The following is a 26,457-nucleotide window of genomic DNA, read 5'->3' as shown; positions in this document are numbered from 1 at the left end:
CCGCATGAGAACCGACACCCCCGTCACCATCCGCCGCGGCGACTACGCCCCGCCCGCCTATCTGGTCGATACGGTCGCGCTGGATTTCACCCTTGACCCGGCCGCGACGCTGGTGCGGGCGCGGCTGGCCCTGCGGCGGAACCCGCTGGCGGCGCCGGACGCGCCGCTGCGCCTGGATGGGGAGGGGCTGGAACTGCTGGAGGCGCGGCTGGATGGCGCCGTGCTGCCGCCGGAACGCTGCCGGCTCGGCGAGGACGGCTCGCTCAGCATCGCGGACCCGCCGGCTGCCGGGCTGCTGGAGACGCTGGTGCGCATCGCGCCGGAGCGCAACACGGCGCTGTCCGGCCTCTATACCTCGGGCGGCAACTACTACACGCAATGCGAGGCCGAGGGCTTCCGCCGCATCACCTTCTTCCCGGACCGGCCGGACGTGATGTCGCGCTACGAGGTGACGATCACCGCCGACCGGACGCTCTGCCCGGTGCTGCTCTCGAACGGCAATCCGGCGGGGACGGGCCAGGGGGAGGGCAACGCCCATTGGGCCCGATGGGTCGATCCGCATCCGAAGCCGAGCTACCTCTTCGCCCTCGTCGCCGGCGACCTGGTGAATGTCGCCGACCGCTTCACCACCAGATCGGGCCGCGATGTGGCGCTCAACATCTGGGTCCGCCGCGGCGACGAGGATCGCTGCTTCCATGCCATGGACAGCCTGAAGCGCTCCATGGCCTGGGATGAGCAGGTCTTCGGGCTGGAATACGACCTCGACGTCTTCAACATCGCCGCCGTCTCCGATTTCAACATGGGCGCGATGGAGAACAAGGGGCTCAACGTCTTCAACACGAAATACGTCCTCGCCAGCCCGGAGACGGCGACCGATGGCGACTGGCAGGGCATCGAGACGGTCATCGCGCACGAATATTTCCACAATTGGACGGGCAACCGCGTCACCTGCCGCGACTGGTTCCAGCTCTCCCTGAAGGAGGGGCTGACCGTCTTCCGCGACCAGGAATTCTCGGCCGATATGGGCAGCCGCGCGGTGAAGCGGATCGGCGACGTGCGCGGGCTGCGGGCGGCGCAATTCCCCGAGGATGCCGGGCCGATGGCGCATCCCGTGCGGCCGGACAGCTATATCGAGATCGATAATTTCTACACGCCGACGGTCTACCAGAAGGGGGCCGAGGTGGTGCGGCTGATCCATACGCGCATCGGCCCCGACGCCTTCCGGCGCGGCATGGATCTCTACATCGCCCGCAACGACAACCAGGCGGTGACGATCGAGGATTTCGTGGCCGCCATGCAGGATGCCTCCGGCATCGACCTCTCGGCCTTCATGGGCTGGTACGACCAGGCCGGCACGCCAGAGCTCACCGCCGAGGAGCGGTACGACCCGGCGGCGCGCCGCTACACCCTCACCCTCCGCCAGCATACGCCGCCGACGCCTGGCCAGCCGGAGAAACACCCGCTGCCCATCCCGGTGGCGATGGGCCTGCTCGGCCCGGACGGCGGCGAGCTGCCAACGCGGCTCGCCGGCGAGAATGCGGCGCAATCCGGCACCCGCACGCTGCTGCTGGAGGGCGCCGAGCAGTCCTTCACCTTCGAGGAGGTGCCGGCGCGACCGGTGCCCTCACTGCTGCGCGGCTTCTCGGCGCCGGTGCGGCTGCAGGGCGTGCCGCGCGAGCAGCTCCGCTTCCTCGCCGTGCATGACAGCGACCCCTTCGTGCGCTGGGAGAGCGGCCAGCAATACGCGAGCTCGGTGATGCTGGAGATGGTCGCGGCGGCGCAGCGGGGCGAGACGCCTGGCTTCGACCCGGCGCTGGCGGAGGCGGTGGCGAACACGCTGGCCGGGGCCGAGGCGGATCCGGCCTTCGCTGCCGAGGCGCTGGCCCTGCCGGGCGAGGGCTTCCTCGCCGACCAGATGGCGGTCGCTGACCCGGTCACCATCCATCGCGTGCGGAAGGGGCTGCGGGAGGAGATCGGCCGACGCTGCGGGCCGGCCCTGCGCGCGACCTATGACGCGCTGGCCGAGACCGGGCCCTACCGGATCGACGGGCGCAGCATCGGAAGGCGCGCCCTGCGCAACATCTGCCTCGGCTATCTCGCAGCGGCCGGCGATGTCGCGCTGGCCAAGGCGCAGTTCGACGCCGCCACCAACATGACCGACAGCTTGGCGGCGCTCGGCGTGCTCGCCGGCACCGAGATGCCGGCGCGCGACGAGGCGCTGGCCGCCTTCCATGCCCGCTGGCGCGGCGACGAGTTGGTGCTCGACAAGTGGTTCTCCATCCAGGCCATGGCCGACCGGCCGGATGCGATCGAGGCGGTGCGGCAACTCTACGCGCATCCGGATTTCGACCTGCGGAACCCCAACCGGGCCCGCTCGCTGATCGGCGCCTTCGCTGCCGGCAATCCCGGGCAATTCCATGCGGAGTCGGGGGAGGGCTATCGCTTCCTTGCCGATGCGGTGATCGCGCTCGATCCGATCAACGGCTCGATCGCGGCGCGGCTGATCGGCCCGCTCGGCCAGTGGCGGCGGCAGGCGCCGTCACGCGGCGCGCTGATGCGGCGGGAGCTGCAGCGGGTGCTGGACACGCCGAATCTGTCGAAGGGCAGCTTCGAGAAGGCGTCCAAGGCGTTGCTGTGACGCCGCGGGCGGGAGGGAGGAACCAATTCATGACCAAGCGTCTGCTGCTCGCCCTGGCGCTGCTGGCCCTGCCAGCCGCCGCGGCCGAGCTCGACCCGCGCGCGATCATGGTGCGGCTGCCCGATCAGATCCCCTGGGGCCCGGTCACGGCAGCCGGGAACCAGCAGGCGGTGCTGGTCGGCGACCCGGCGAAGCCCGGCTTCTACGCCGTGATGGTGAAGTGGCTCCCGGGCCATATGTCGCGGCCGCATTTCCATCCACATGACCGCTTCATCACCGTCCTCTCCGGGACATGGTGGATGGGCACCGGCCCGCGCTTCGAGTCCGAGGCGACGGTCGCCGCGCCGGCCGGCAGCTTCGTCACCCATGCCGCGAAGGGCGTGCATTACGACGGCGCCAAGGACGAGCCGGCAGTCCTGCTGATCGTCGGCGAGGGTCCGGCGACCGCGACGCCCGCGGAGGCGCAGTGACTTCGCTTCGCATTCCCGCCCGGTTCCGCGGCCCCGCCGGCATCGGCAATGGCGGCTATGTCGCCGGCCTCATGGCGGCGCGGCTCGGCAGCCAGCCGGCCGAGGTGACGCTCCGCCGCGGCTGGCCGCTGGAGGTGCCGCTCGACATCACCGCATCCGAGGGCGGCGTCGTGGCGCGGGACGCGGCGGGCACGGTCATCGCCGAGGCGCGGGAGGCGGCGCTCGACCTCGTCCCGCCAAGCCCGCCGACGCCGGCGGAGGCGGCGGCGGCGACGCGCTGGTTCCTCGCCAGCCCCTTCACCCATTCGACCGGTCTCTGCTTCGTCTGCGGCTCGGCCTGGCCCGAGGGAACCGGGCTGCGGGTCTTCACCGGCCGGGTCGAGGGGCGGCCGGACATCGCCGCCGGGGCTTGGCGGCCGGATGTTGGTTTCGCCGGGCCGGATGGCGCCATCGCCCTTGAATTCCTCTGGTCGGCGCTCGACTGCGCCGGGTCCTTCGCCTTCACGGTCAATGCCGCGCCGCAATCCATGCTGCTCGGCCGCATCACCGGGCGGCTGGAGGGCCGCATCCTGCCCGGCGAGGCGGTGACGGTGCTCGGCTGGCAGATCGGCCGCGAGGGGCGGAAGCTGCAGGCGGGCACGGCGCTCTTCGGCGAGGATGGCGGGCTGCGCGGCCTCGCCCGCGCCACCTGGGTGGTGCCGGCCCCGGTGGCAGGGTGATTGGCAGGGTGATTGCTAAGCTCGCAGGACAGGAGGCCGGGATGGGCAAGCGGATGTCGGAGGAGCAGGTCGCCGTCTATCGGCGGGAAGGCTATGTGGCGCCGCTGCGCGCCGTCGATGCCGAACAGGCCGGGCGCTGGCTGGATGATGTGCGCCGCTGCTGCGGCGAGGCGGCGCGGCCGGAATCCTCGGCCGGGCTGCGGCAGCCCTCGAGCCGGGTGAAGCCCTACCTGCTCTTTCCCTGGGCGGCGGCGCTGGTGCGGCACCCGGCCATCCTCGATGCCGTCGAGGACGTCATCGGCCCGGATATCCTGGTCTTCCACACCACGCTCTGGTGGAAGCCGGCGCGGAGCGAGGGCTTCGTCCCCTGGCACCAGGACGCCACCTATTTCGGCCTGATGCCGCATGAGCATGTCACCGCCTGGCTGGCGCTGACGCCGAGCACGGAGGAGAGCGGCTGCGTCACCGTCCTGCCCGGCAGCCACCGGCACGGCCAGCTGCCGCATGCCGACCGCAAGGACCCGCGGGTGATGCTCTCGCGCGGCCAGACCGTGGCCGTGGCGCCGGAGGCCGCGCAGGCGGTGCCGATCCCGCTCGCGCCCGGCGAGTTCTCGTTGCACGACACGCTGGTGCTGCACACCTCGGCGCCAAACCGGGCGGCGGAGGACCGCATCGGCCTCGGCATCAGCTACATCCCGACGCGGGTGCGGCATGTTGGGACGACGCGGCTCTCGGCGACGTTGGTTCGCGGCGAGGACCGGTACGGGCATTTCGACCTGGAGCCGGCGCCGCGGGCCGAGGCGGATGCGGCGGCGCGGGCGGCACATGCCGACAGCCTCAACCGCTTCTGGCTGGCGAGCGAGAGCATCCCGGAGATGTCGCTCGCACATTGAGCTGCCGGGGCGGGGCAAGTGGCTGTAGGCTCCTCAGACCAGGCTTTGGACCAAGCTTTCCTGGGCGCCTCGGCGCCGGGGCAGGGAGGAGAGGGGCATGAGCATCCAGGCGCTCGGCTATGTCGGGATCGAGGCGCGCTGCCCAGAGGACTGGGCCGGCTACGGCACCGGCTTCCTCGGCCTGCAGCTCGCCGAGCGCAGCGCCGCGCAGCTCGTCTTCCGCATGGACGACCGCCGGCAGCGTCTGGTCGTGACGCCCGGTGCGCGGGACCGGGCACGCTTCTTCGGCTGGGAGGTGGCGGATGGCGCGGCGCTCGACGCGTTGGTGGCGCGGCTGGAGGCGGCGGGCCTGCCGGTCGCCCGCGGCGATGCGGCGCTCGCGGCGCAGCGCCGGGTGGCCGGGCTGGTGGTCACGGCGGACCCGCTCGGCAACCGCCTCGAGATCGTCCATGGCGCCGAGAGCACGCCGGAGCCCTTCCGGCCCGGGCGCTGCATCAGCGGCTTCCGCACCGGCGCGCTCGGCATGGGGCATGCGGTGCTGACGGTGCCGCGCATGGCGGAGGCGCTGGGCTTCTACCGCGACCTGCTCGGCTTCCGCGTCTCCGACTACGTGACCAACCCCTTCCATGCCTATTTCCTGCACGTGAACCCGCGGCACCATTCCCTGGCATTGATCGAGACCGGCCAGGCCGGGCTGCACCACCTGATGGTGGAGCTGTTCCAGCTCGACGATGTCGGTCAGGGCTACGACCTGGCGATGCTGGCAGAGGGGCGGGTGGCGACCAGCCTAGGCCGCCATACCAACGACCTGATGACCAGCTTCTACGCCCGCACCCCGGGCGGCTTCATGATCGAATATGGCTGGGGCGGACGGCAGGTGGATCCCGCCAGCTGGCAGGCGGTGGAGATGCGCTCCGGCCCCAGCCTCTGGGGGCATGAGCGGCAATGGGGCAGCGAGGCGATGCGCGCCGAGGCACGGCGCCTGCGGCTGCAGGCAGCGGCCGATGGCGAGCGCGCACCGGTGCAGGTGCTGCCCGGCAACCACCGGCTGATGCCCGGCGAATGCGCCTGGTGGGACCAGGCCCGCGCAGCGGCGGAATAGCCGCCCGAAGGGAATGCCTGGCGTGACGCCTGGTATCGCACGGGCCGGTTCACCTGCGCCGGTCGCGCTGCGCTGCTGAACGGATAGAGCTTCTTCCGCTCACCTGCGTTCGCGGCAGATGCTCCAGCCCGTTGCTTTCAGAGCATCTTCACCTGTTCGAGCGTTTCCACTCGAACGGGACCTGTCCAGAGCGTGATCGCTTGAGGCGGACTCACCGAAAAGCGTGAAGCACGCGATCAAACAACGGCCTGGACCATGATCCGCGAATTCGTGTGAGCGGATCACGCTCTAGGTCTCGGCATTCCGCTTGCGCGTGGCTGCGGCCTTCCGCGCCGAAGCCGACCGGGCTGCCGCAGATCGTGCCGCCGAGGCCTTGCCGCCGAGCTTACCGCCCTTCTCGGAGGAGGCATGCGTGTCCGCGACGTCGCGTCCCGAGCCGCTCTTGTTGCCGCCGCCCGTCTCCTTGTTGACGGTGGCCCAGGCGCGCCGCTCGGCCTCCGCATCGGGCACGCCGCGATGCTCATAGCCTTCGGCGATGTGCTCGGCCTGGCGCTTCTGCTTGTCCGTGTACTTCGACTTGTCTCCGCGGGGCATGTCCGCCTCCCAGATTGTCGTCTTGCCCAAATCGACGGCGACAATCGGGGTTCCCGCGAACGGCCGGGGCTGCGGCTGAAAATCGCCGCCAGCGGACCCGTCCCGGCTGCCCTCCGGCGGTCGGGCGGCGCGGCGGACCGTCAGACGGCGGGGGGCACGCCTTCGGCCAGGCCGGCCTCCTCGTCATACCCCTCATGGCTGATCATGATAAGCAGCACCCCGAGCGCCATGGCGCAGAGCACCAGGATGTCGCTCCAGACGCCGCCCAGACCGAGCAGGTCGCTCCATCGCAGCGCGGCCATGAGGATGCACAGGCCGAAGAGCAGGCTGGTCCAGACGCGGAGATTGGCCTTCACGTGAGCGCCGGCCGAGGCGGTGGACGCTTTCAAGGCACGAATGGGCATGGCGTGCTTCCCTGGTGGGAGTCCCGGCCCGGCCAGGGACTCCTAGCACATCGCGGCAGCCGCCCGAAGGAATTGCGGTGCAGCGCCGACCGATGGGAGACCCGGTCCGGCGCCGGGCAGCCCGGCCCGGACCGGCCCCCGAGGCTCAATCCACCTGGATCTTGTTCTCCGCGATGACCTTGCGGAACTCCTCGCGATGGGTCTTGAGGAAGGCCACGAAATCCGCCGTGTCGCGGTGCAGCGGCTGGAAGCCGATGCTGGCGAAGCGCTGCCGCACCTCGGCGACGGCGAGGGCGCGCTTCGTCTCCTCCGCCAGACGCTGCAGGATCGGGGCCGGGGTGCCGGCCGGCGCCATATAGCCACCGAAGGCGCCGACATCGAAGCGCTGCAGCCCGGCCGCCTTCTCGAGCGGCGGGATGTCGGGCGCCAGCTCGCTGCCCGCGGCGAGCGAGATGCCGAGCGCGCGCAGCCCGCCCTGCTTCACCAGCGGCCCGGTCGCGGCCAACGTGTCGACGGCGAAATCCACCTGCCCGGCCATGACGGCGGTGAGCGCCGGCCCGCTGCCCTGGAAGGGCACGTGCACGGTGTCGAGCTTCGCCGCCGAGAGGAACATCAGGGTGATGAGATGCGCCGCCGCGCCGGTTCCGGAGGAGGCATAGGTGTACTTGCCCGGCTCGGCCCGCACCTTCGCCACGAACTCCGCTGCGGTCCTGGCCGGGAAGTTCGGGTTCACGCTGAGCACATAGGGCGAGATGCCGATCATCGCGACCGGCGCGAAATCCTTCTCCGGATCATAGGGCGTGCGCTGCACCAGCGGCGCGGTGGTGATGGGCCCGGTCGAGGCGGCGAGGATGGTGTAGCCGTCCGGCGCCGCCTTCGCCACGGCATCGGTGCCGATCATGCCGCCCGCGCCGGCGCGGTTCTCCGGCACCATCGGCTGGCCCCATTGCGCCGCGATCTGCTGCGCCGCGACGCGGGCCATGAGGTCCGTCGCCTGGCCGGGCGGCCAGGGCACCACCATGCGCACCGGGCGGTCGGGATAGTTGCCCTGGGCCCGGGCGAGGGGCGCCCGGAGGAGGGCAGGCAGGGCGAGGCCCGCCGTGGCGAGCAGGAGGGTCCGGCGTTGCATCCTGGCGTTTTCCTTCGTTCCGAGCGTGCTTGTCGCGCAGCCGGGCCGGCCCTGCCAAGTCGCGATCGGCAGGGCCGCGGCCCGCCGCACCCTATTCGGCGCGGATGCCGAGCTGGCGGATCACCGGCCCGAACAGCGCCGCCTCGGCGGCCAGCAGCTTGCGGAAGCCCTCGGGCCCGATCGGCGCCAGCTCGACGCCGATGCCGAGGAAGCGCTCCTTGATCTCGGTGGTGGCGAAGCCGGCCAGCACCTCGGCCAGCAGCCGGTCGAGGATCGGCTGCGGCGTCCCGGTCGGCACCATCAGCCCGTTCCAGCCGCCAATGTCGTATTGCGGCAGGTCGGCGGCGACGGCGAGCGGCGGAACGCCGGCGAGCAAAGCGCTGGGCTTGGCCGTGGTGATGCCAAGCGGCCGCAGCGCCCCCTGCCGCACCAGCGGCCCGGCGGCGGCGAAGGTCTCGATCGCATAATCCACCTGGCCGCCGAGGAAGGCTGCCATGGCCGGGCCGCTGCCCTGGAAGGGGACGTGCAGCGCATCGATGCCGGCCTGGGCGTTGAACACCGCGGTCAGCAGATGCTGCGCCCCGCCGATGCCCGAGGAGGCGTAGCTGTACTTCCCCGGCGCCGCGCGCAGGGCGGCGACGAAGGCCCTTGCATCCTTCGCCGGAAAATCCGGTCGCACCAGCAGCATGTAGGGCGAGATGCCGTAGCAGGCGATCGGGATGAAGTCGCGCGCGACGACATAGGGCGTGCGCTGCACCAGCGGGCTGAAGGTGATCGGCCCGATCGAGGCGGCGAGCAGCGTGTTGCCGTCAGGCGCCGATTTCGCCACGTAGTCGGTGCCGATCTGGCCGCCGGCGCCGGAGCGGTTCTCCGGCACCACGTTCTGGCCCAGCCGCTCCGTCAGCAGCTGCGCCACGATCCGGCCCTGCAGGTCAGTGGACTGGCCGGGCGGCCAGGGGATGATCATGCGCATCGGCCGGTTCGGCCAGGAGGCCTGCGCCGCCGCGCGTTGCGCCATCGCCGCGCCGGCGGCAGCGGCGGTGAGCAGCATGGATCTCCGCTGCAGGGTCATCCCATCCTCCCCTTCGATTTGGCCGCCAGCATAACGGTACCGGCATGGCGGCGCCCAGATGGGGCGGCGAGGGGCTGGCAGGCCCGGCATTCAGGTGCAGGATGCCGGCCAAGACAGCAGGAGGAACGAGCCATGCCCTATGCTCCCGCCGAAGGCGCGCGCCTCTGGTACGAGGAGACCGGGACCGGTCACCCGATCCTGTTCATCCATGAATTCGGCGCCGACCACCGGGAATGGGAGGACCAGGTCCGCTCCTTCTCCCGCGAGTACCGCTGCGTCACCTATGCCGCGCGCGGCTATCCGCCCTCCGACGTGCCGACCGATCCGCGCCTCTACGGCCAGGACTACGCGGTGAAGGATGCGGTCGCGGTGCTGCGGCATCTCGGCATCCCGCGGGCGCATATCGTCGGCCTGTCGATGGGTGGCTTCGCGGCGCTGCTCTTCGGCATCCGCCATCCCGGGATGGCGGTGTCGCTGGTGCCGGCCGGCGCCGGCTCCGGCTCGCCACGGCAGGAGCAGGCGGAGTTCCGCGCCGCCTGCCAGGCGCGCGGCGACAAGCTCATCGCGCAGGGCTGGCCGGGCGAGCTGGCGGAGGAGACGGGCAACGGGCCGACGCGCATCCAGCTCCGCAAGAAGGATCCGCGCGGCTGGGCCGCCTATATGGAGCGGCTGGCCGAGCATTCCGGCCAGGGCACCGGCCTGACCATGAAGCACTACCAGGGCGAGCGCGATTCCATCTTCGACTGGGAGGCTGAGCTGCGCCGCATGCAGGTGCCGACCCTGCTCGCGGTCGGCGACGAAGACGGGCCCTGCATCGAGACCAATATCTGGCTGAAGAGCGTGCTGCCGAATGCCGGGCTCTGGATGTGCCCGCGTACCGGCCATGCCATCAACCTGGAGGAACCGGCCGCCTTCAACCGGGAGGTCGCGGCCTTCCTCTCGACCGTCGAGCGCGGCCGCTGGAGCCTGGACGCGACGGGCTGAGGGTTCCTGCGGTGTTCAGCGCTTGCGCGCTGCCCGCTCGAGCGCCGCGCGGTCGAGCGCCTGCTGACTCTCCGCCTCGCGCTGCGCGGCCTGCTGCATCAGGCAATTGGCATAGGCTTCGGTCCCGCGTTGGAAGCCGAAGCCGTCGCAACGCTTCTGATCCGCCTCCCGATCCATCCGGTCCAGGGCGTCGTTCAGGCCACATCCGGCCAGCAGGGTGAGAGCACCAAGGATCGCAAGCCGCCGCATCCGCATCTCCGCATCGAGGACAGGTCCGCCGCGGCGAACCAGCCTGCAATCGCCAGGAACGATCGACGCCTTCCGCCACTTGCGCCGGCGCGCATCGGAGGGTCCGAGCGATGACCCATGCATAGGATGTACGATGTTTGCCCGGATTGATCCAGGCGCCGGTCCCTCCGGCAGGGTGCGGACCGGCGGCATTCGCGGGGCGTCCCACGAATGTCGCAAGCGGAACGCCAGAGCGTGATCGCCTGAGATGGACTCACCGAAAGGCGTGAATCACGCGACCAAACAACATGCTAGACCATGATCCGTGAACCTGTGCGAGCGGATCATGGTCTAGCCGCGGGTCATCTTGCAGCCCGAATCGGCGAGGGGCCGCGCTGCTTCCTCGGCCGGCAGGGTCGAGAGCAGGGTATAGAGATCCCAGGGCGACTTGCTCTCGGACGGCTTCTTCACCCGGAAGAGATAGGCAGGGAACAGGCCCCGCCCATCCTCGCGGATCCGGCCCGGGCCGAAGGCGTCGTCGTCGGTCGGCATCGCCTTCATGCGCGCGACCGTCGCGGCGCCGCTCCGCTTGGCTTCCGCCGGCCCCATATCGGCCACCGCCTTCAGGTAGTGCAGCGCGCCGCCATAGGCGCTGGCATGCGACTGCGCCGGCCAGTTGTTCGGCGTGCGCGCCGCGATCTTCTTGGCGAAGCGGCGCGTGCGGTCGTTGAGGTCCCAGTAGAAGCTCTCGGTCAGCACCAGCCCCTGCGCCATGTCGAGGCCGAGCGCCTTGACGTCGGAGAGGAACATCAGCAGCGGCGCCACCGTCACGCCGCGCTGCATGGCGCCGAATTCGTAGCACTGCTTGACGCTGTTCACCGTGTCGAGCCCGGCATTGGCCAGGCCGATCACCTTGGCGCCGCTGCTCATCGCGCGCGTGATGAAGCCGGAGAAATCCGAGGTGTCGGGGAAGGGGTAGCGCGCCGCGCCCTTCACCGTGCCGCCCGCCGCTTTCACCTTCAGCGTCGTCTGCTGCTCCAGGCTGTGGCCGAAGGCGTAGTCGGCGGTGATGAAGAACCAGCTGTCGCCGCCCGCCTTCACCGTCGCGCCGCCCGAGGAGGCGGCCATCATGTAGGTGTCGAAGCTCCAGACGATGGTGTTCGGGCTGCACTGCTCGCCGGTCAGCGCCACGGAGGTGGCGCTGGCATTGAGGTGGACGCGATCCTTCTGCCGGCACACCTCGGCGACGGCCAGCGCCACCGAGGAGGTCGGCACGTCGGCGATGACGTCGACGCCGTCGCGGTCGATCCACTGGCGCGCCAGGGTCGCGCCGATATCGGGCTTGTTCTGGTGGTCGGCGCGCAGCACCTCGATGTCGAAGCCGCGATCGCCGAAATCCTGCACCGCCTGCTCGACGCAGGCGATGGAGGTGAGGCCGGAGGTGTCGCGATAGGGGCCGGACTGGTCGTTCAGCACCCCGATCTTGATTTTCGGCCGCCCCTGCGCGCGGGCTCGAGGGAGGGCGCCGCCAAGGCTGGCGGCGGTGGTGGCGGCCATGAGGCCGCGGCGGGTTGCCTGCATTGTTTCCTCCCCCGGTATTCCGGACCGGGCAAGGCTAGACCGGAACGGCGCGGCGGGAACAGGCGCGATCTCAGCCGGCCTCGATCTCCTCGCGCAGCAGCTCAAGTTCGAGCCACTCCTCCTCCGCCGCGGCCAACGCGGCTTCCTTCTCGCCGAGCGCCACGGTGAAGCGCTCGAAGCGGGCGCGATCGCGGGCGTAGAGATCGGGCGCGGCCAGGGCCGTGCGCAAGGTGGCGATCTCCTTCTCGAGTGCCGCCATGCGGCCGGGCAGGGCCTCGAGCGCGTGCTGCTGCTTGAAGCTCAGCTTGCGCTTCGGTGCCGCGGCCGGTGGCGCCGGCTCCTGCGGCTGCGGCGCCGCGCGCTCCGGCGCCCGGGCAGGTACGGGAACAGGTACGGTCGCGGGCCGTGCCTCCACCCCGCGGCCGCGCTGCGCCACCATGTCGGTATAGCCGCCGGCATATTCCTGCCAGCGTCCCTCGCCTTCGGCGACGATCACGCTGGTGCAGACCCGGTCGAGGAAGTCGCGGTCATGGCTTACCACCAGCACCGTGCCCTGATAGTCGGCCAGCAGTTCCTCCAGCAGGTCGAGCGTCTCAAGGTCAAGGTCGTTGGTCGGCTCGTCGAGGACCAGCAGGTTGGAGGGGCGGGCGAGGGCTCGGGCCAGCATCAGCCGGCCGCGCTCGCCGCCCGAGAGCACGCCGACCGCGGTGCGCGCCTGGTCGGGGAGGAAGAGGAAGTCCTTCATGTAGCCGATCACGTGCCGCCGCTGGCCGCCGACCTCCACCTGGTCGCCATTGTCGCCGGTGAGCGCCGCCTGCAGGCTGGACGTGGGGTCGAGGCTCTCGCGCTTCTGGTCCAGGGTGACCATCTGCAGCCCGCTGCCGAGCCTGACCGTGCCGGCATCCGGCGCCAGGGCGCCGGTCAGCAGGTTCAGCAGCGTGGTCTTGCCGGCGCCGTTCGGCCCGACGATGCCGACGCGGTCGCGCCGCAGGATCCGGGTGCTGAACTCCCGCACCACCGGCGCGCCGCCGTAGCCCTTGGTGACGCCCTCCGCCTGGGCCACCAGCGTGCCGCCGCCCTCCGCCTCGCTCGCCGCCATGCGCACCGTGCCGGTCGCCTTCAGCGCCTCCCGCCGGCGCTGCCGCAGAGCCGCCAGCTCGCCGACCCGGCGCATGTTGCGCTTGCGGCGGGCGGTGACGCCGTAGCGCATCCAGTGCTCCTCGCGGACGATCTTCCGGTCGAGCTTGTGGGCCTCGCGCTCCTCCTCCTCCAGCACCTGGTCGCGCCAGGCCTCGAAACCGGCGAAGCCCTGTTCCAGCCGCCGGGTGGTGCCACGGTCGAGCCAGACCATGGCGCGCGACAGGCGCTCGAGGAAGCGCCGATCATGGCTGATGAGCACCAGCGCGCCGCGGAACTGCGCCAGCTCGGCCTCGAGCCAGGCGATGGCCGGCAGGTCCAGGTGGTTGGTCGGCTCGTCCAGCAGCAGGATGTCGGGGGAGGGGGCGAGGACGCGCGCCAGCGCCGCCCGCCGCGCCTCGCCGCCCGAGAGCCGCGCCGGCGCCTCCTCGCCCGTCAGGCCAAGCTCGCCGAGCAGCCAGCGGGCACGGTAGGGATCATCGGCCGGGCCGAGCCCGGCCTCGACATAATCCCACACCGATGCCGCCGTGCCGAGATCCGGCTCCTGCGGCAGCGTCCGCAGGGTGGCGCCCGGTTGCAGGAAGCGGCTGCCGGATTCAGGCTGCACCATTCCGGCCGCGATGCGCAGCAGGGTGGACTTGCCGGAGCCATTGCGGCCGACCAGCGCCAGGCGATCCCCGGCGCCGACAGCGAGATCGGCCCCGGTGAGCAGCGGCGTGGTGCCGAGATGCAGATGGATGTCCTGGAGGATGAGAAGGGGCGGCGCCATGCCGCGGCAGAGGGGGGCCGCGGCGGCGGCGCGTCAAGCCTCCCCGTCTGGTTTCCGGCCGGGCCGCTCCATATCGACGACCGGGGCGCGGGGGATGGCGGTCCAGACCCGCCGCCAGATATCCAGCGGCAGCAGTACGTAGGCCTCGGCGCCGTGGCGGGTGAGCACCACCGGCCCTCCCACCGCATGGTCGATCAGCTTCGGCATCGCCGCCTCGATCAGCCCCATGTCGAGGCGCGGCTGGCCTTCGAGGCCGGGAGCGGGATTCGCCACCTCGCCGGCCTGGATCGCCCTGTCCTCCTCCGGCCGCCAGCTCGCCATGCCATCCACCCCCTGCCGCGCCACCTCAATGGTGGCACCATCCCTATAGCAGATTGCGTTGGCGCACCCGGCGCTCAACCATCCGTCAGGGAGCCCGGCTCATGCCGGCGGACCGGTCGCTTGGCCGGTCCGAAGCTCCGAACGGGGCCTGTCGGTCGCACCGCAAGGCGCGCCTCGCGGCGCGTCACGCCGAAGGCGTGCTGTTCGCACGTCACGCCGAAGGCCCAGGCAAACCGGAGGTTTGCGCCCGGCGCCAAAGGGACACTGAATGGGAGCCCTCATGCGGTCGCGCATGAGGGCATCGTTCTCAGAAGGCCGCGTGCAGCCGCAGGGCGAGGACCGGCACCGGGCCGCGATCGGCATTGTAGGCCGGGTTGACGACGAGCTGCGCATCGAGCGCGAGGTTCAGCCCCGGCGCCAGGCGCAGGTCGTAATAAGTCTCGATCGCCGTCTCCGGCGCGTAGTTCAGCCGCCCGTCGCCGGTGATGAAGCCGATGCCGCCGGCCTCGAGGAAGCGGCGATGGCCCGGGGAAAGGCCGCCGAGATTGAAGGCGAGGCCGACCGTATCCCCCGGCCGCTCCCAGCCCTGCCCGGTGAGGGAGAGGCCGGCCGAGACGGACCAGTCCATCTCGGTGAACATCCAGTTCTGCTCGCGGCCGTTGTTCCAGCCGATGCGGGCGAAGGCGCCGAGCGTGTCCGTCAGCTCCTGCTCGAGGTTGAGGCCGGCCATCTCCTTGGTGCGGAAGGCCCGCAGGCCGGAGGTGTCGGTCTCCCCGGCGAGCTGCGCCGCCGTGAGCTGGTCCCAGCGCACCGAGCGGGTGCGCGACAGGCCGCCGAGCAGCCGCACCATCCCCGGCCGCCCGTTCAGCGACCAGCCCCGCTCCAGCTGCAGCAGGGCCTGCCAGCCCGCGAAGAAGCGCGGCTCCAGCGCCAGGGAGTTGACGTCGCGGGCGACCCGGAAGGCGCCCATCCGCACCGCCGAGCGGCCATCCTCCCATTCCGCGACGACCCCGTCGGTGAAGCCGCGGGCATCGGCGGCGAAGTCGAAGGCGCCGGTGCCGACCAGGCCCCAGGACATGAACTGCGTCCGCGCGTCATGGGCATAGCGGTTGTCGTCAAAGAAGTCCCAGACCGAGACGCGGCCGATGGTGAGGGTGATGCGCTCGCGCGCCAGCGGCCCTGTGAAGCGCATCGGGTCCGGATCGGTACCGAGAACGCGGTCGCCGGAGAGGTCGATCGTCTGGCGCAGGAACAGCCGCGACAGCCAGAGCGTCGGGTCGCGCGAGCCGAGCCGGAAGGCCTCGCCATTCGGGAAGCTGGCGATGCCGACCGAATCGCTGAGGCCGTAGCCGCGGGTCAGGGTCGGCACGGCGACGATCTCGGCATTGTCCCAGAGCCGCCGGCCGAGGACGAGGTCGATGGACTGGGTGTTCCGCGTCTCATCCTTTGGGTTGAGGCTCGCCTCGCCGCGATAGGGCGAGCGGAAGCTGGGATGCGCCTGGACGATGCCGGTGAACTGGCCGCGCAGGAACCAGCCCTGCGCCTCGAGCCGCTCCAGCCAGGCCTCGCCGCCATCGATCAGCGCATCGATGTTGGGTTGGTAGATCGGCCCCGCGATGCCACGCTGCGCCCGGGCGCCGGTCGGCGCCAGAAGCGCCACAACCAGTCCGGCCGCCGCCAGGCAGCCCTTCCACCACGCTGCTCGCATGCCATGCCCGTCCCGCCGCTGCCGCTGTTAAAGGGCCGGAGCCGGGGGCCGCAACCCGCCCGCCGCCCGTGTCACGGAACCGTCACGAGCCGCCAGACGGACGCATGCCGGCGGCGCGTCCGCGGGGTTTGACCGGCGGCCCGGCCTCCCCGATGCTTCGCCCATTCCGGGAGGATGCACATGATGGCCGATCGCCCCTTCACCCGCGCGGATCTGGAGCTCCTGCGGCGCTGGGACACGCCCACCATCTGCAACGCGATGGAAATCGTCATGCCGGCCCGGCGCGGCCGCGGCTTCACCCTGCAGCCCTTCGTCTGCGCCGACACCTCCCTGCCGCCGATCTGCGGCCTGGCCCGGACCGGCCAGATCCGCGCCGCTGCCCCCTCCGGCCGCAGCAAGGAGCAGGACCGCGCGGCCCGCATCGGCTGGTACGAATACGTCGCCGATGCCGACCTGCCGACCATCGTCGTCATCGAGGATCTCGACGAGACGCCGGGTTTCGGCGCCTTCTGGGGCGAGGTGAACAGCAACGTCCACAAGGGACTCGGCTGCCTCGGCTGCGTGACCAGCGGCTCCTTCCGCGATCTCGACATGCTGGCGCCGGGCTTCCAGATCATCGGCGGCATGGTGAATCCGAGCCATGCGCATGTGCACATGGTGGATTTCGGCCGCGACGTGATCGTGCACGGCATGCCAGTGATGCATGACGACGTGGTGCATGCCGACCGGCACGGGGCGGTGGTCATCCCGGCCGATGCCGTACGGCAGCTGCCGGCGGCGATCGACCTGATCGCGCGGCGCGAAGCGGTGATCCTCGACATGGCCAAGCGCGACGACTTCAACATCGAGACGCTGAAGCAGGCGCTGTCGCGGGCGGACGAGATCCACTGACGGCGCGGCCCGGCCGGGCAGCGTGGGTGATCGCCCTGCTGCTCGGTGCCCCACTTCCATCGGCTGCGGCCGACTGGACGACGCGGCTGGAGGCATTCGAGCCGGCGCTGCAAGCCTGTCTGGCCGGGCTGCCCGACGCCTTCGCCCTCGGGGCGGCGGCGCTGGAAGCGGGCCAGGTTCGGGTCCGGCTCCGCCATGGCGCGGCGACCGAGGACTGCATCGTCATCGCCGGCCGCGTCGCATCCCGCACCGTCCTGGCCGCGGCGCCGCCGCCCGATGCCGCCGCGCCGGCCTTCTTCCTGGAGCGCCGCTGCGTCGATGCGCGGCGCATCGCCGCCCCGGACGGCCGCATCCTGGGCTGGCTGGCCTATCCGGCCTGCGGCTAAAGCGGATTGCGTTCAAGATTGCACGCTGCTCCGCTGCAGCCTGTTGTTTTCAGAGCGGAGTCACGCATCCGGGCCTTCACGCCCTCCCGCGATCCCGCTCTAGCCGAGGAGCCGATGACCGACCCGACCACGCTGCCGCCACCGCTCGCCGAGGTCCGCTCCGACTGGGTGGACAACAACGGCCATATGAACATGGGCTTCTACATGGTCGTCTTCGACATGGCGACCGATCAGCTCTGGCCCGAGCTCGGCCTCGGCGCGCCGTTCCGTGCGCGCGGCCTCGGCACCTTCGCTGCGGAGGCCTGGGTGAACTACGTGCGGGAGGTGCATGAGGGCATGCCGCTCGCCTGCACCAGCGAGGTGCTCGGCCATGACGGCAAGCGACTGCTGGCGGTGCACCGCATGTACCATGCGACCGAGGGCTGGCTCGCGGCGGAGAACGAGGTGCTCTATCTCTGCGTCGATCTCGGCCGGCGGCGGGTGACGACCTGGCCGGAGGATGTGCTGGCCCGCTTCGCGGCGCGCGGCAGCGGCGGGCAGGCCCGCCGGCTGGCCCTGGCGCGCCGCGGCTAGGGCCGCCCCGGCCTGTTGCTTCGGAGCATCTTCACCCGATCAGGCGAGTCCGCCTGTTCGGGATCTGCCCCGGGGTCACAAGCCGAACAGGCTGGCCTTCTTGAAATATTTCAGCAATCTTCCAGGCGTCAGATCGTCGGCGGGAAGGCCCGGACTTCGGGCCGCCCCGGCCGGCAAGCGCGAGGGAAGGATGGTGGACGACCTCGACATCTGCGCCAGGATCGCCTGCCCGGGCTGCGGCGCCAGCGGGACCGGGTTCTGGCGGAAGGATGCCGTGCGCGGCCAGGGCCGCGAATTGCTTGGCGTGACGCGGGGCTTCCTGCGCCGCCCGGGCGATCATCGCCTGGACCCCTGCATCTACTGCGCCCGCTGCCTGGTCGCGGCCGAGGAGCGGCCCTTCCAGCGGGAATGCGCCGAGGCCTGACGGCACGCCCGGCCTCACACCTCGCCGATCTGCCGCCGCAGCGCCTCCACATCGGCGCGCCGCGGCTGCGCCGTGCCGGGGCGCATCACCGCCGCGGCGCCGGCCGCCATGCCCCAGGCGAAGGCCTCGCGCGGGCTCTCCCCCTGGGACAGCTTCAGCACCATGGCGGCGAGGAAGCTGTCGCCAGCACCGACCGCGCCGAGCGCCGGCACGTCGAGGGCGCGCAGGCGCAGCACGCCGTCCTTCTCGGCCAGCAGCGCGCCCTCATGCCCGAGCGAGACGGCGATGAGATCCGCCGCACCCTCCCGCACCAGGCGGAGCGCCGCCTCGTTCAGCGCCCGCGGCGTGTTCAGCGGCCGGCCGACCAGCGTCTCGAACTCGCCGCGGCTCGGCTTGATCAGCGCCAGCCCATGGCCGAGCGCCGCGCGCAGCGGCGCGCCGCTGGTGTCGAGCACGATGCGGCGCCCCTGCCGCCGGGCGATCGCGGCGAGCTCGACGTAGAAATCGTCCGGGATGCCGCGCGGCAGGCTGCCGCTGCCGACGATCCAGTCGCCCGGCTCCTCCTCCACCGCCTTGAGCGCGGCGCGCCATTCCGCCTCGGACACCTCCGGCCCTTCGGGGACGAAGCGGTATTCGTGCCGCGTCGAAAGGTCGTTGACGGTCAGGCTCATGCGGGTGCGGCCGGCGATCGGGATGGTCCGGCGCGGCAGGCCCTGCTCCTCGAGCAGCTGCTCGAGGAGCGCGCCGGCCAGGCCGCCGGCCAGGATGACCGCCAGCGTCTCGCCGCCGAGCTCGCTCACCACGCGGGAGACGTTGACGCCGCCACCGCCCGGATCGAAGCGCTCGTTGCGCGTGCGCGTCTTGCGGACCGCGCGCACCATCTCCGCCTCGGAGGCGACATCGACGGTCGGGTTCGGCGTGAGCGTGACGATGCGGCGCGACATGCTGGGCAAGGCTAGCGACATCCTGCTGCGGTGCAAAAGGAAAAGCGGCCCGGCCGCGCCGTGACGGGGCGCGGCCGGCGCCGTGGGTCGGGGCCCGGATCAGGTCTCGAGCAGCTCGGGAAAGGGGACGATGATGCTCTTCACCGTGCGCATCGCCATGGCGTCGGCGACGGCGCGCGAGACCCCGTCGGCATCGAAGGGGTAGAGGGTCTGCATCTCGTACCAGGGATAGCGGTCCCGCGCATGGCTCAGCATCTGCACGCCGAGTGCCAGGTCGTTCGCGGTGAAGGCCCAGGAGCCGAGGATGGTGATGTCCTTGGCGACGAAGCGGTGCCAGTTGGTCATGATGGCGCCGGCATCGGTGAACTGCCCCATCTCAATGTAGAAGCCGCTGTCGCGCAGCATCTCGATGCCCTCCGGCCCCGCCGTGGGATGGCCGGTGCAGTCCATGATGAGGTCGGCGCCATAGCCGCCGACGATCTCCCGCACCCGGGCGATGCGCGCCTCGGCGCTCGGGTAGTCCTCGATGTTCACCGTCGCCTCGGCGCCGAAGCGACGAGCCAGCGCCAGGCGCGGCGTCTCCGGCGCGCCGACCGCTATCACCCGGCCGGCGCCCATCTCGCGCGCCGCGGCGATGGCGAGGATGCCGATCGGCCCGGTGCCCTGGATGACGACCGTGTCGCCCCATTTGAAGCCGCCCGTGCGCTGCGCCCGGGCGAAGCCGCGGATGCAGGAGGTCAGCGGCTCGGAGAGCGCCCCGAGACGGAGCGGCATGTCGTCCGGCAGCCGGTAGATCTTGGTGCCCGGCAGGTCCTCGAGATCGACATAGACGTATTCCGCCCAGCCGCCCCAGAGATGCGGCGGCTTGTCGAAGCCGAGATAGCGCCCGTAATAGACCGGCGTCTGGCAGCGGTTGGCGTTCTCCGGATAGTGCTTGCAGTAATAGCAGGACCCGCAGGGCATGAAGGGCGGGATCATGATCTTGGATCCCACCGTGATCGGCAGGTCCATCCAGTCGGTCTTCAGCTCGGGCCCGATCTCCCGCACGATGCCGGTCATCTCGTGGCCGAGGGTGAAGGGCCAGGGCAGGGGCCTCGGCCAGTGGCCCTTCAGGATGTGCAGGTCGGTGCCGCAGACGCCGCAGGCGCCGATCTGGATCAGCGCCGCCTTGCGGCCGACCTTCGGCCAGGGCACCTCGCGGATCTCAGGGCTGGCGCCGGGCCCGGCGAAGGTGGCGACGCGGATATTGCCCATCTGAGTTCCTCCCATCCCGCCCAGGCTAGACCAGAAGGCCGGCGGCCGGAAACGCCGCCCGCTCCGCGCTAATCATTGCCGTGCCGGGTCAGCCGCATCCCGACCGCGAGCCGCATTACCGCGCAGGAGGCCAGCCGCGCCCGCGGCCCTTCCGCCCGGCTGGTGAGGGCGATCGGCACACGGGCGCCGACGACGACGCCCGCGCTCTCGGCGCCGGCGAGGTATTGCAGCTGCTTGGCCAGCATGTTTCCCGCCGTCAGGTCCGGCACCAGCAGGATGTCCGGATCGCCGGCGACGGGGCTCTCCAGATGCTTGGTCTGCGCCGCCTCGGCGCTGATGGCATTGTCGAAGGCGAGAGGCCCGTCGACGATCCCGCCCTCGATCTGGCCGCGATCCGCCATCTTCGACAGCGCCGCGGCGTCGAGCGTCGCCGGCTGCTTCGGCGTCACCACCTCGACGGCGGCGAGCACGGCGAGCTTCGGCCGGACGATGCCGAGGGCGCGGCAGAGGTCGATGGCGTTGCGCGCGATATCCGCCTTGGTTTCCAGATCCGGCTCGATGTTGATGGCGGCGTCGGTGACCACCAGCGGCTTGTGGTAGCGGGGCACGTCGAGGATGAAGCAGTGGCTGATCCGCCGCTCGGTGCGCAGCCCCGCCTCGCGCGAGACGACGGCCGCCATCAGCTCGTCGGTGTGCAGGCTGCCCTTCAGCAGCGCGTCGGTACGGCCGGCATGCACCAGGGCGACGGCGCGCTCGGCGGCGGCATGGCTGTGTGGGACATCCTCGATCGCGATGCCGGCGAGATCGAGCCCGGCATCGTCCGCAGCGGCCCGGATCCGTGCCGCGGGGCCGACCAGGATCGGCGCGATCAGCGCGGCCGCCGCCGCATCGAGCGCGCCGGAGAGGCTCGTGGCATCGACCGGATGGACCACGGCGCAGGGCATGGGCGGGCCTGCCGCGGCGGCGCGGCGGACGAGCCGGGTGAGCTTGTCCTCGTCGCTGGCGGGGTCGCTGACGGGCGGTGTATCGACCATTGGTTAGGCCTCGCTATCACTGTTCGGGGCGGGGCGGCGCCCAGGGGTGAACGCCGGCCCGTCCCTCCTGTTCAGGCGCGCTGGATGCCGTAGAAAAGGGCGACGCCCTTCAGCATGCCCTGCAGGTCGGAGCGCAGGGCGGTCGGCGAGAAGAACTGGCCGAGCGGCACATAGGGCACCTGGTCGAAGGCCACCTGCTGCATCTCCCGCCCGATCCCGGCGCGCGTCGCGTCGTGGGGCGCGTCGAACCAGGCGTTGCGCAGCTCCTCCAGCCGCGGAATGGTGGGCCAGCCGAACAGCGCCGCGCGGCCATGGCCGCGGATCAGGTTGTTCGCCGCCGGATTCACCTGGGCGCTGCCGGCGGTATAGCTGACCATCATGTTCCAGCCGCCCTGCGCGACCGGATCCTGCTTCAGGATCCGCTGCGTCACCGTGCCCCAGTCGGTGGCGACGTAGTCGAGGTTCACGCCGCCGCGGCGAAGGACATCGCCGCAGACCTCGCTCATGGCGTTGATGACCGGGAAGTCGGTCGCGGCCAGCAGGTTCACCCTCTCGTCCTTGTAGCCCGCCTCGGCGAGGGCGCGCTGCATGCCGGCGGAGTCGAGCGGGTGGCGAAGCGCGTCGAGGCCGACATCGCTCGCCATGACGGAGCCAGGGGCGAAGAAGCCATAGGGCACGTGCCAGTAGGCCTTGTCGTCGCCTGCCGCGGCGGTCATCGCATCGACCTGGTTGGTGCCGCGCAGGATGGCGCGGCGGATGGCCGGGTTGTCGAAGGGCGGCAGCAGGCAGTTGAAGCGCAGGAATCCAACCGAGCCATGCGGGTCGAGGATGTCGATCTTCAGCCCGCGCGAGCGCTTGAGCGCGCCGACGAGGTCGATCGCCGGCTGCTCCCACCAATCCACCTCGCCGCGCTGCAGGGCGGCGCTGGCGGTCGCGCCGTCGGGGATGGTCAGCCATTCCACGCGGTCGAAGAAGACCTGCTTGCCGCCGCTGAGATAGCTTGCCGGCTCGGCGCGCGGCAGGTAGTCGGGGTTCCGCTCATAGACGTTGCGGCTGCCCGGGACGCGCTCGGCGGCGACGTAGCGGAAGGGGCCGCTGCCGATGATCTCCGGCACCGCCTGCGAGGAGGGGAGCAGGGCATGGCGCTCCGGCATCATGACGCAGAGATGCGTGCCGACCTTGGCGAGCGCATCCGCCAGTAGGGGGAAGGGCTTCTTCAGGCGGAAGACGAGGCGGCGGTCATCGGCGGCGGCGAGCTCCTCGGTCGCCGCCCAGAGCGCCTGGCCGAAGGCGTCGCGCGTCGCCCAGCGGCGGATCGAGGCGACACAGTCCTTCGCCCGCACCGGCTCGCCGTCATGGAAGCGCAGCCCGTCCCGCAACGTGATGGCGGCGCGCCTGCCGTTCTCCTCGAAGACGGGCGGGCCGTCTGCCATCTGCGGCTGCGCGCGCAGCGCGGCATCCCAGCCGTAGAGCGTGTCGTAGACCAGCAGCGCATGGTTGCGGGTGACGAAGGCGACGGAGTGGATCGGGTCGAGCAGGGCGAGATCGGCCTGCGGGACGAAGCGCAGCACGCGGCGGCCCGGCGCGTTCTGGGCAGCGGCGAGATGCGGTGCGGCGAAGGTCGCGCCCAGGCCAGCCCCCATGGAGGCAAGAAGACTGCGTCGTCGCATGGTCTGTCCCTTCCGGCGGCGTGGCGCGACGATGCTGCGGTGCGGTAGAGGGGTGGGTCAACCTGTCGCGGTCACAATGAGGTTCGCCAGCGGCACCAGCGGGCTCGCCATTCATGCGAGCCCAGGGGACGTTGTCAGCGGCAACTGCGATGCCGACTGACCTCACGTTCAAATGACATAGAAACGGGCTTCCAAAATATGAAAAACGAGTAATGTAAAAACTTAATATAACTGTGGGACTTTGTTGTGCAGCTGCCAGCCGCATCCGAGACGAAAATGCATTCTAAAGCATTTGACGTTCTAGTTTCATCTCAGATGCGCGATTTTCAGAGACGGCTGTGTTTCGTTGCCGGGCGTGACTTCGCCAGCTATTGGGACTTCGACAAATTCTGCGCCCAGGAATACCGACTGTTCTGGTCTTGTTTCCTGGACTGGTCGATGCTGCCCTGCGACGGGGCGTCGCATCCCGTCTGCCAGGGCGAGGATTGCGAGAATGCGGTCTTCTTTCCTGATCTTCGGTTGAATTACGCGGAATGCCTGCTCCGGGGGCCACCGGATCAACCGGTGCTGACAGCCTGTCACAGCTCGGATCCGGCGACGGGCAGCAGCCTGACGCGCGGCGAGCTGCGGGCCCGCGTCGCGCGCCTCGCCGCCGCATTGCGCCGCTTTGGCATCCAGCCCGGGGACCGGGTGGCGGCCATCGCCCGCAACAATGCCGAGGTGATCGTCGTCGCCCTCGCCGCGGCGGCGGTGGGCGCGGTGCTGGCGAACTGCACGCCGGAGATGGGCGCCTTCGCCATGCAGGAGCGGCTCGCGCCGCTCGCCCCGCGGTTGGTCTTCGCCAATCTCCAGCCCATGACCTGGGATCGCTGCGAGCCGATGGCGGAGCGCGTCGCCGATCTGCTCGCCGGGCTGCCGGGCGTCGAGGCCCTCGTCGCGCTCGATGACGGCGCGCTGCCGGACCGGACCGGCATCCCGCTGCACCGTCTCGCAACCCTGATGCAGGAGGACGCCGAGGCGTGGCACGACTGGCCGCGGCTGCCCTTCAACCACCCGCTCTGCATCCTCTTCTCCTCGGGCACCACGGGCCGGCCGAAATGCATTCAGCACGGCGCCGGCGGCACCTTGATCGAGCACCTGAAGGAGCACCGGCTGCATTGCGACCTCGGTCCCGGCGACCGGCTGTTCTTCCAGACGAGCTGCGGCTGGATGATGTGGAACTGGCAGCTCAGCGCGCTCGCCGCCGGCGCCGAAATCCTGGTCCATGACGGCCCTCTGGAATCGCCCGCGCGCTTCTGGGAGATCGTCGCCTCGCATCGCGTCACCGTCTTCGGCACCAACCCGGCCTACCTGCAGCATTGCGAGGCGAGCGGCCTGGAGCCGGGGCGCAGCCACGACCTCGCCGGGCTTCGCCTCATGCTCTCGACCGGCTCGGTGCTGCGGCCGCGGCAGTACGACTGGGTGCGCCGGGCGGTGAAGCCCGTTCCGCTGCATTCCATCTCGGGCGGCACCGACATCATCGGCTGCTTCGTCCTCGGCAACCCGCTGCTGCCGGTGCATGCCGGCGAGTCGCCCTGCCGCAGCCTTGGCCTCGACGTGCGGGCCCTGCCGGAGCCCGGGGCGGCGGACCGGCGCAGCGGCGAGCTCGTCTGCGCCAATCCCTTTCCCTCCCGGCCGCTCGGCTTCTTCGGCGAGCCGGACGGCGTGCGGTTCCACGAGAGCTACTATGCCGCCAATCCCGGCTTCTGGACGCATGGCGACCTGGTCGAGCACACGGCGCAAGGCGGCTGGAAAGTGCTCGGCCGCAGCGACAGCCTGCTCAAGATCCGCGGCATCCGGGTGGGGCCAGGCGAGATCTACGCCATCCTCGAATCCATCGTGGAGATCGCCGAGGCGATGGCCGTGGCGCAGGAGGACGAGGAGGAGCCGGGCGGTCAGCGCCTGGTGCTGCTCGTCGTCCTGCAGCCCGGCCTGCGGCTCGACCAGGCGCTCGACAAGCGCATCCGCGCCGAGCTCGCCCGCCGCGGCGCGGCGCATCTGGTGCCGGGCCGCATATTGCAGGTCGGGGCCCTGCCGCTGACCCTGAGCGGCAAGCGCTCCGAAGCGGCGGCGCGCGACGCCGTCAACAACCGGCCGGTGCGCAACCGCGACGCCCTACGCAATCCCGAATGCCTCGCGCCCATCGCCGCCGCCGCGCGGCGGGCCACCCGTCCCGCCCAGGCCTCCGGCGGGACCGTGGCGCCGCTTCCGGCGGCCTCCATGGCGGCGCGGCTGACCGCGCTCTGCGAGCGGATTCTCGACCTGCCGGAGCTCGCGCCGACGGACAACCTGCTGGAGCTGGGCGCCGATTCGCTGCGGATGCTCTCGCTTCTGCTCGCGGTGGAGCAGAGCTTCGGCCTTAGCCTGTCGATGTCGGCCCTCGCCGCCGCCCCGACCATCGCCGGCCTGCTGGCGCAGCTGCAGGACCGACCGCCCGCGCCGGCCCTCGCCGCGCCGAACGCGCCCCGCATCCGCCCGGCCACCGCCGCCGATGTCGAGCCGCTCTGCCGCTTCCTCGCCGAGGGCTTCGGCCGCGCCGACATGCCACCGGAGCGCTGGCGCCGGTTGTTCGAGCATGGCTGGTCGGACGGGTCGGAAAGCGGGGGCATGCTCCTGCTCGCCGGCGAGACGATCGTCGGCTTTATCGGCACGGTGCGGGCGCGCCATCCGCTGCGCGGCGGGGCGCGGCTCTGCAACCTGTCCTCCTGGTACGTGCATCCGGATTACCGCGGCTGGGGTATCGCGCTCCTCGTCGCCGCGCTCGGCGAGGAGGACCGCAGCTGGACCAGCTTCACCCCCTCCACCCTGTCGCAGCAGGCCTTTGCGGCACTCGATTTCCGCCGGCTCGATACCGGCCGCCTATTCCTGCCGCCGCTCGCGCATCCTGGGACGCTGGCAGCGCGCGGGCTGCGGATCGACTGCGCGCCGGAGGTGGTGCGGAGCCTGCTCGACCCCGCCGCCCGGCAGGTCTTCGACGACCACGCGCCCTTCGGCTGCCTGCAGATGGTGGCGCGGGACGCGGCCGAGCAGGCCTATCTCGTCTTCAAGCGCCGCCGGCAGCCGCTGCCGGGACGGCTGGGACGGCTGCCCGTCCTGCTGCCCTATTCCGAGCTGCTCTATTGCAGCGCGCCTTCCGTGCTGGCGCGGCATCTCGAGCGGATCAAGCTGACGGTGCTGACGCGGCAGCGGACGCTCGGCCTGGTGGTCGATGCCCGACTCTGGGCAGCGCCACCACGCGGCCTCGGGATGTCGAACCACGCGGTCTTCCGCTCCGCCTCGCTCGATGCCAGCGCGGTGGACAAGCTCTATTCGGAGCTGGTGCTGCTGCCGGTGTGACTCGTCACGCTCTCCCGCGACCTGCCTTGAAGCGCCCATCAGAACCGTCGCCGCCCGTTGCCCTGTCGCGGCTTTGCCGCGGCAGGCTGTGACGCATCTTGGGCAAGAGGGATTCCAAGGGGTCGCCGCAAAGCCGCGAAGCGGTTTTGCGGGGCGT

The 26,457-nt window shown here is 71.1% G+C and carries 23 protein-coding genes and 1 pseudogene; 11 read left to right on the top strand and 13 right to left on the bottom strand.

Annotated elements, in window-relative coordinates; all coding sequences use genetic code 11:
- Nucleotides 1-4 precede the first annotated feature (4 nt).
- From pepN to HJG45_RS11095, 5 genes are all read left to right on the top strand, one after another.
- Complete coding sequence (gene pepN / locus HJG45_RS11115) at nucleotides 5-2,638, top strand: aminopeptidase N (RefSeq protein WP_171612198.1); 2,634 nt, start codon at nucleotides 5-7, stop codon at nucleotides 2,636-2,638.
- A gap of 29 nt (nucleotides 2,639-2,667) precedes the next feature.
- Nucleotides 2,668-3,108 carry a cupin domain-containing protein gene (locus HJG45_RS11110; RefSeq protein ID WP_171612197.1) on the top strand — a complete coding sequence of 147 codons (441 nt, stop codon included), beginning with the start codon at nucleotides 2,668-2,670 and terminating at the stop codon, nucleotides 3,106-3,108.
- Complete coding sequence (locus tag HJG45_RS11105; RefSeq protein ID WP_171612196.1) at nucleotides 3,105-3,827, top strand: hypothetical protein; 723 nt, start codon at nucleotides 3,105-3,107, stop codon at nucleotides 3,825-3,827. Before HJG45_RS11110 ends, HJG45_RS11105 begins: the two co-directional genes overlap by 4 nt.
- A 41-nt stretch (nucleotides 3,828-3,868) precedes the next feature.
- A complete protein-coding gene (locus HJG45_RS11100) occupies nucleotides 3,869-4,720 on the top strand; it encodes a phytanoyl-CoA dioxygenase family protein (RefSeq protein WP_171612195.1) in 852 nt (283 codons plus the stop codon).
- A 97-nt stretch (nucleotides 4,721-4,817) separates the two neighbouring features.
- A complete protein-coding gene (locus tag HJG45_RS11095) occupies nucleotides 4,818-5,822 on the top strand; it encodes a VOC family protein (RefSeq protein WP_171612194.1) in 1,005 nt (334 codons plus the stop codon).
- A gap of 288 nt (nucleotides 5,823-6,110) precedes the next feature.
- Here the strand turns inward: HJG45_RS11095 and HJG45_RS11090 are convergent, their stop codons facing one another.
- The 4 genes from HJG45_RS11090 to HJG45_RS11075 form a co-directional block, all read right to left on the bottom strand.
- Complete coding sequence (locus HJG45_RS11090) at nucleotides 6,111-6,416, bottom strand: plasmid stabilization protein (protein ID WP_171612193.1); 306 nt, start codon at nucleotides 6,414-6,416, stop codon at nucleotides 6,111-6,113.
- A 140-nt stretch (nucleotides 6,417-6,556) separates the two neighbouring features.
- A complete protein-coding gene (locus tag HJG45_RS11085; RefSeq protein WP_171612192.1) occupies nucleotides 6,557-6,820 on the bottom strand; it encodes a hypothetical protein in 264 nt (87 codons plus the stop codon).
- Between the two features lie 145 nt (nucleotides 6,821-6,965).
- Nucleotides 6,966-7,949, bottom strand: coding sequence for a tripartite tricarboxylate transporter substrate binding protein (locus tag HJG45_RS11080; RefSeq protein ID WP_171612191.1), 984 nt, complete (start codon nucleotides 7,947-7,949; stop codon nucleotides 6,966-6,968).
- Nucleotides 7,950-8,040: 91 nt separating this feature from the next.
- Nucleotides 8,041-9,021 carry a tripartite tricarboxylate transporter substrate binding protein gene (locus HJG45_RS11075; RefSeq protein WP_171612190.1) on the bottom strand — a complete coding sequence of 327 codons (981 nt, stop codon included), beginning with the start codon at nucleotides 9,019-9,021 and terminating at the stop codon, nucleotides 8,041-8,043.
- 132 nt (nucleotides 9,022-9,153) lie between these two features.
- Here HJG45_RS11075 and HJG45_RS11070 point away from each other — a divergent pair, with 132 nt between their 5' ends.
- On the top strand, nucleotides 9,154-10,005 hold the full coding sequence (locus tag HJG45_RS11070; protein ID WP_171612189.1) for an alpha/beta fold hydrolase: 852 nt from the start codon (nucleotides 9,154-9,156) through the stop codon (nucleotides 10,003-10,005).
- A 15-nt stretch (nucleotides 10,006-10,020) separates the two neighbouring features.
- Here the strand turns inward: HJG45_RS11070 and HJG45_RS11065 are convergent, their stop codons facing one another.
- From HJG45_RS11065 to HJG45_RS11045, 5 genes are all read right to left on the bottom strand, one after another.
- Nucleotides 10,021-10,254 carry a hypothetical protein gene (locus HJG45_RS11065; protein WP_171612188.1) on the bottom strand — a complete coding sequence of 78 codons (234 nt, stop codon included), beginning with the start codon at nucleotides 10,252-10,254 and terminating at the stop codon, nucleotides 10,021-10,023.
- 330 nt (nucleotides 10,255-10,584) lie between these two features.
- Entirely contained in the window at nucleotides 10,585-11,814 is a 1,230-nt protein-coding gene (locus HJG45_RS11060) for an ABC transporter substrate-binding protein (RefSeq protein ID WP_171612187.1), read from the bottom strand.
- A 70-nt stretch (nucleotides 11,815-11,884) separates the two neighbouring features.
- A complete protein-coding gene (locus HJG45_RS11055) occupies nucleotides 11,885-13,720 on the bottom strand; it encodes an ABC-F family ATP-binding cassette domain-containing protein (RefSeq protein ID WP_171612186.1) in 1,836 nt (611 codons plus the stop codon).
- A gap of 33 nt (nucleotides 13,721-13,753) precedes the next feature.
- Complete coding sequence (locus HJG45_RS11050) at nucleotides 13,754-14,065, bottom strand: hypothetical protein (RefSeq protein WP_171612185.1); 312 nt, start codon at nucleotides 14,063-14,065, stop codon at nucleotides 13,754-13,756.
- 283 nt (nucleotides 14,066-14,348) lie between these two features.
- The gene (locus HJG45_RS11045; RefSeq protein WP_171612184.1) at nucleotides 14,349-15,749 is read right to left on the bottom strand and encodes a carbohydrate porin; all 1,401 of its coding nucleotides are present in this window, start codon (nucleotides 15,747-15,749) and stop codon (nucleotides 14,349-14,351) included.
- Between the two features lie 180 nt (nucleotides 15,750-15,929).
- Here HJG45_RS11045 and HJG45_RS11040 point away from each other — a divergent pair, with 180 nt between their 5' ends.
- From HJG45_RS11040 to HJG45_RS11025, 4 genes are all read left to right on the top strand, one after another.
- Nucleotides 15,930-16,640, top strand: a complete 711-nt coding sequence (locus HJG45_RS11040) for an RraA family protein (RefSeq protein ID WP_171612183.1) — start codon at nucleotides 15,930-15,932, stop codon at nucleotides 16,638-16,640.
- Between the two features lie 26 nt (nucleotides 16,641-16,666).
- A complete protein-coding gene (locus HJG45_RS11035) occupies nucleotides 16,667-17,026 on the top strand; it encodes a hypothetical protein (protein WP_171612182.1) in 360 nt (119 codons plus the stop codon).
- A 114-nt stretch (nucleotides 17,027-17,140) separates the two neighbouring features.
- Nucleotides 17,141-17,599, top strand: coding sequence for a thioesterase family protein (locus tag HJG45_RS11030; RefSeq protein WP_171612181.1), 459 nt, complete (start codon nucleotides 17,141-17,143; stop codon nucleotides 17,597-17,599).
- Nucleotides 17,600-17,789: 190 nt separating this feature from the next.
- Nucleotides 17,790-18,023, top strand: coding sequence for a hypothetical protein (locus HJG45_RS11025; protein ID WP_171612180.1), 234 nt, complete (start codon nucleotides 17,790-17,792; stop codon nucleotides 18,021-18,023).
- Nucleotides 18,024-18,037: 14 nt separating this feature from the next.
- Here HJG45_RS11025 and HJG45_RS11020 read toward each other — a convergent pair whose 3' ends face one another.
- The 4 genes and pseudogenes from HJG45_RS11020 to HJG45_RS11005 all read right to left on the bottom strand — a co-directional run bounded on the left by HJG45_RS11020 (nucleotide 18,038) and on the right by HJG45_RS11005 (nucleotide 22,925).
- Nucleotides 18,038-18,967 carry a 1-phosphofructokinase family hexose kinase gene (locus tag HJG45_RS11020; protein ID WP_171612490.1) on the bottom strand — a complete coding sequence of 310 codons (930 nt, stop codon included), beginning with the start codon at nucleotides 18,965-18,967 and terminating at the stop codon, nucleotides 18,038-18,040.
- A 99-nt stretch (nucleotides 18,968-19,066) separates the two neighbouring features.
- On the bottom strand, nucleotides 19,067-20,221 hold the full coding sequence (locus tag HJG45_RS11015) for a zinc-binding dehydrogenase (protein ID WP_171612179.1): 1,155 nt from the start codon (nucleotides 20,219-20,221) through the stop codon (nucleotides 19,067-19,069).
- A gap of 68 nt (nucleotides 20,222-20,289) precedes the next feature.
- Nucleotides 20,290-21,222, bottom strand: a pseudogene (locus HJG45_RS11010) (bifunctional enoyl-CoA hydratase/phosphate acetyltransferase); the annotation flags it as partial.
- Between the two features lie 104 nt (nucleotides 21,223-21,326).
- The gene (locus HJG45_RS11005) at nucleotides 21,327-22,925 is read right to left on the bottom strand and encodes an ABC transporter substrate-binding protein (protein ID WP_171612177.1); all 1,599 of its coding nucleotides are present in this window, start codon (nucleotides 22,923-22,925) and stop codon (nucleotides 21,327-21,329) included.
- 276 nt (nucleotides 22,926-23,201) lie between these two features.
- Between HJG45_RS11005 and HJG45_RS11000 the strand changes: the two genes are divergently transcribed.
- On the top strand, nucleotides 23,202-26,300 hold the full coding sequence (locus tag HJG45_RS11000) for an acetoacetate--CoA ligase (protein WP_302479739.1): 3,099 nt from the start codon (nucleotides 23,202-23,204) through the stop codon (nucleotides 26,298-26,300).
- Nucleotides 26,301-26,457 lie beyond the last annotated feature (157 nt).

Origin of the sequence: Roseicella sp. DB1501 (assembly GCF_013112485.1) — a bacterium.
In the GTDB taxonomy this organism is placed as follows: Bacteria; Pseudomonadota; Alphaproteobacteria; order Acetobacterales; family Acetobacteraceae; genus Paracraurococcus.
Note: the sequence above shows the minus strand (reverse complement) of the source record. Positions and strands in the feature narration are given on the sequence as shown.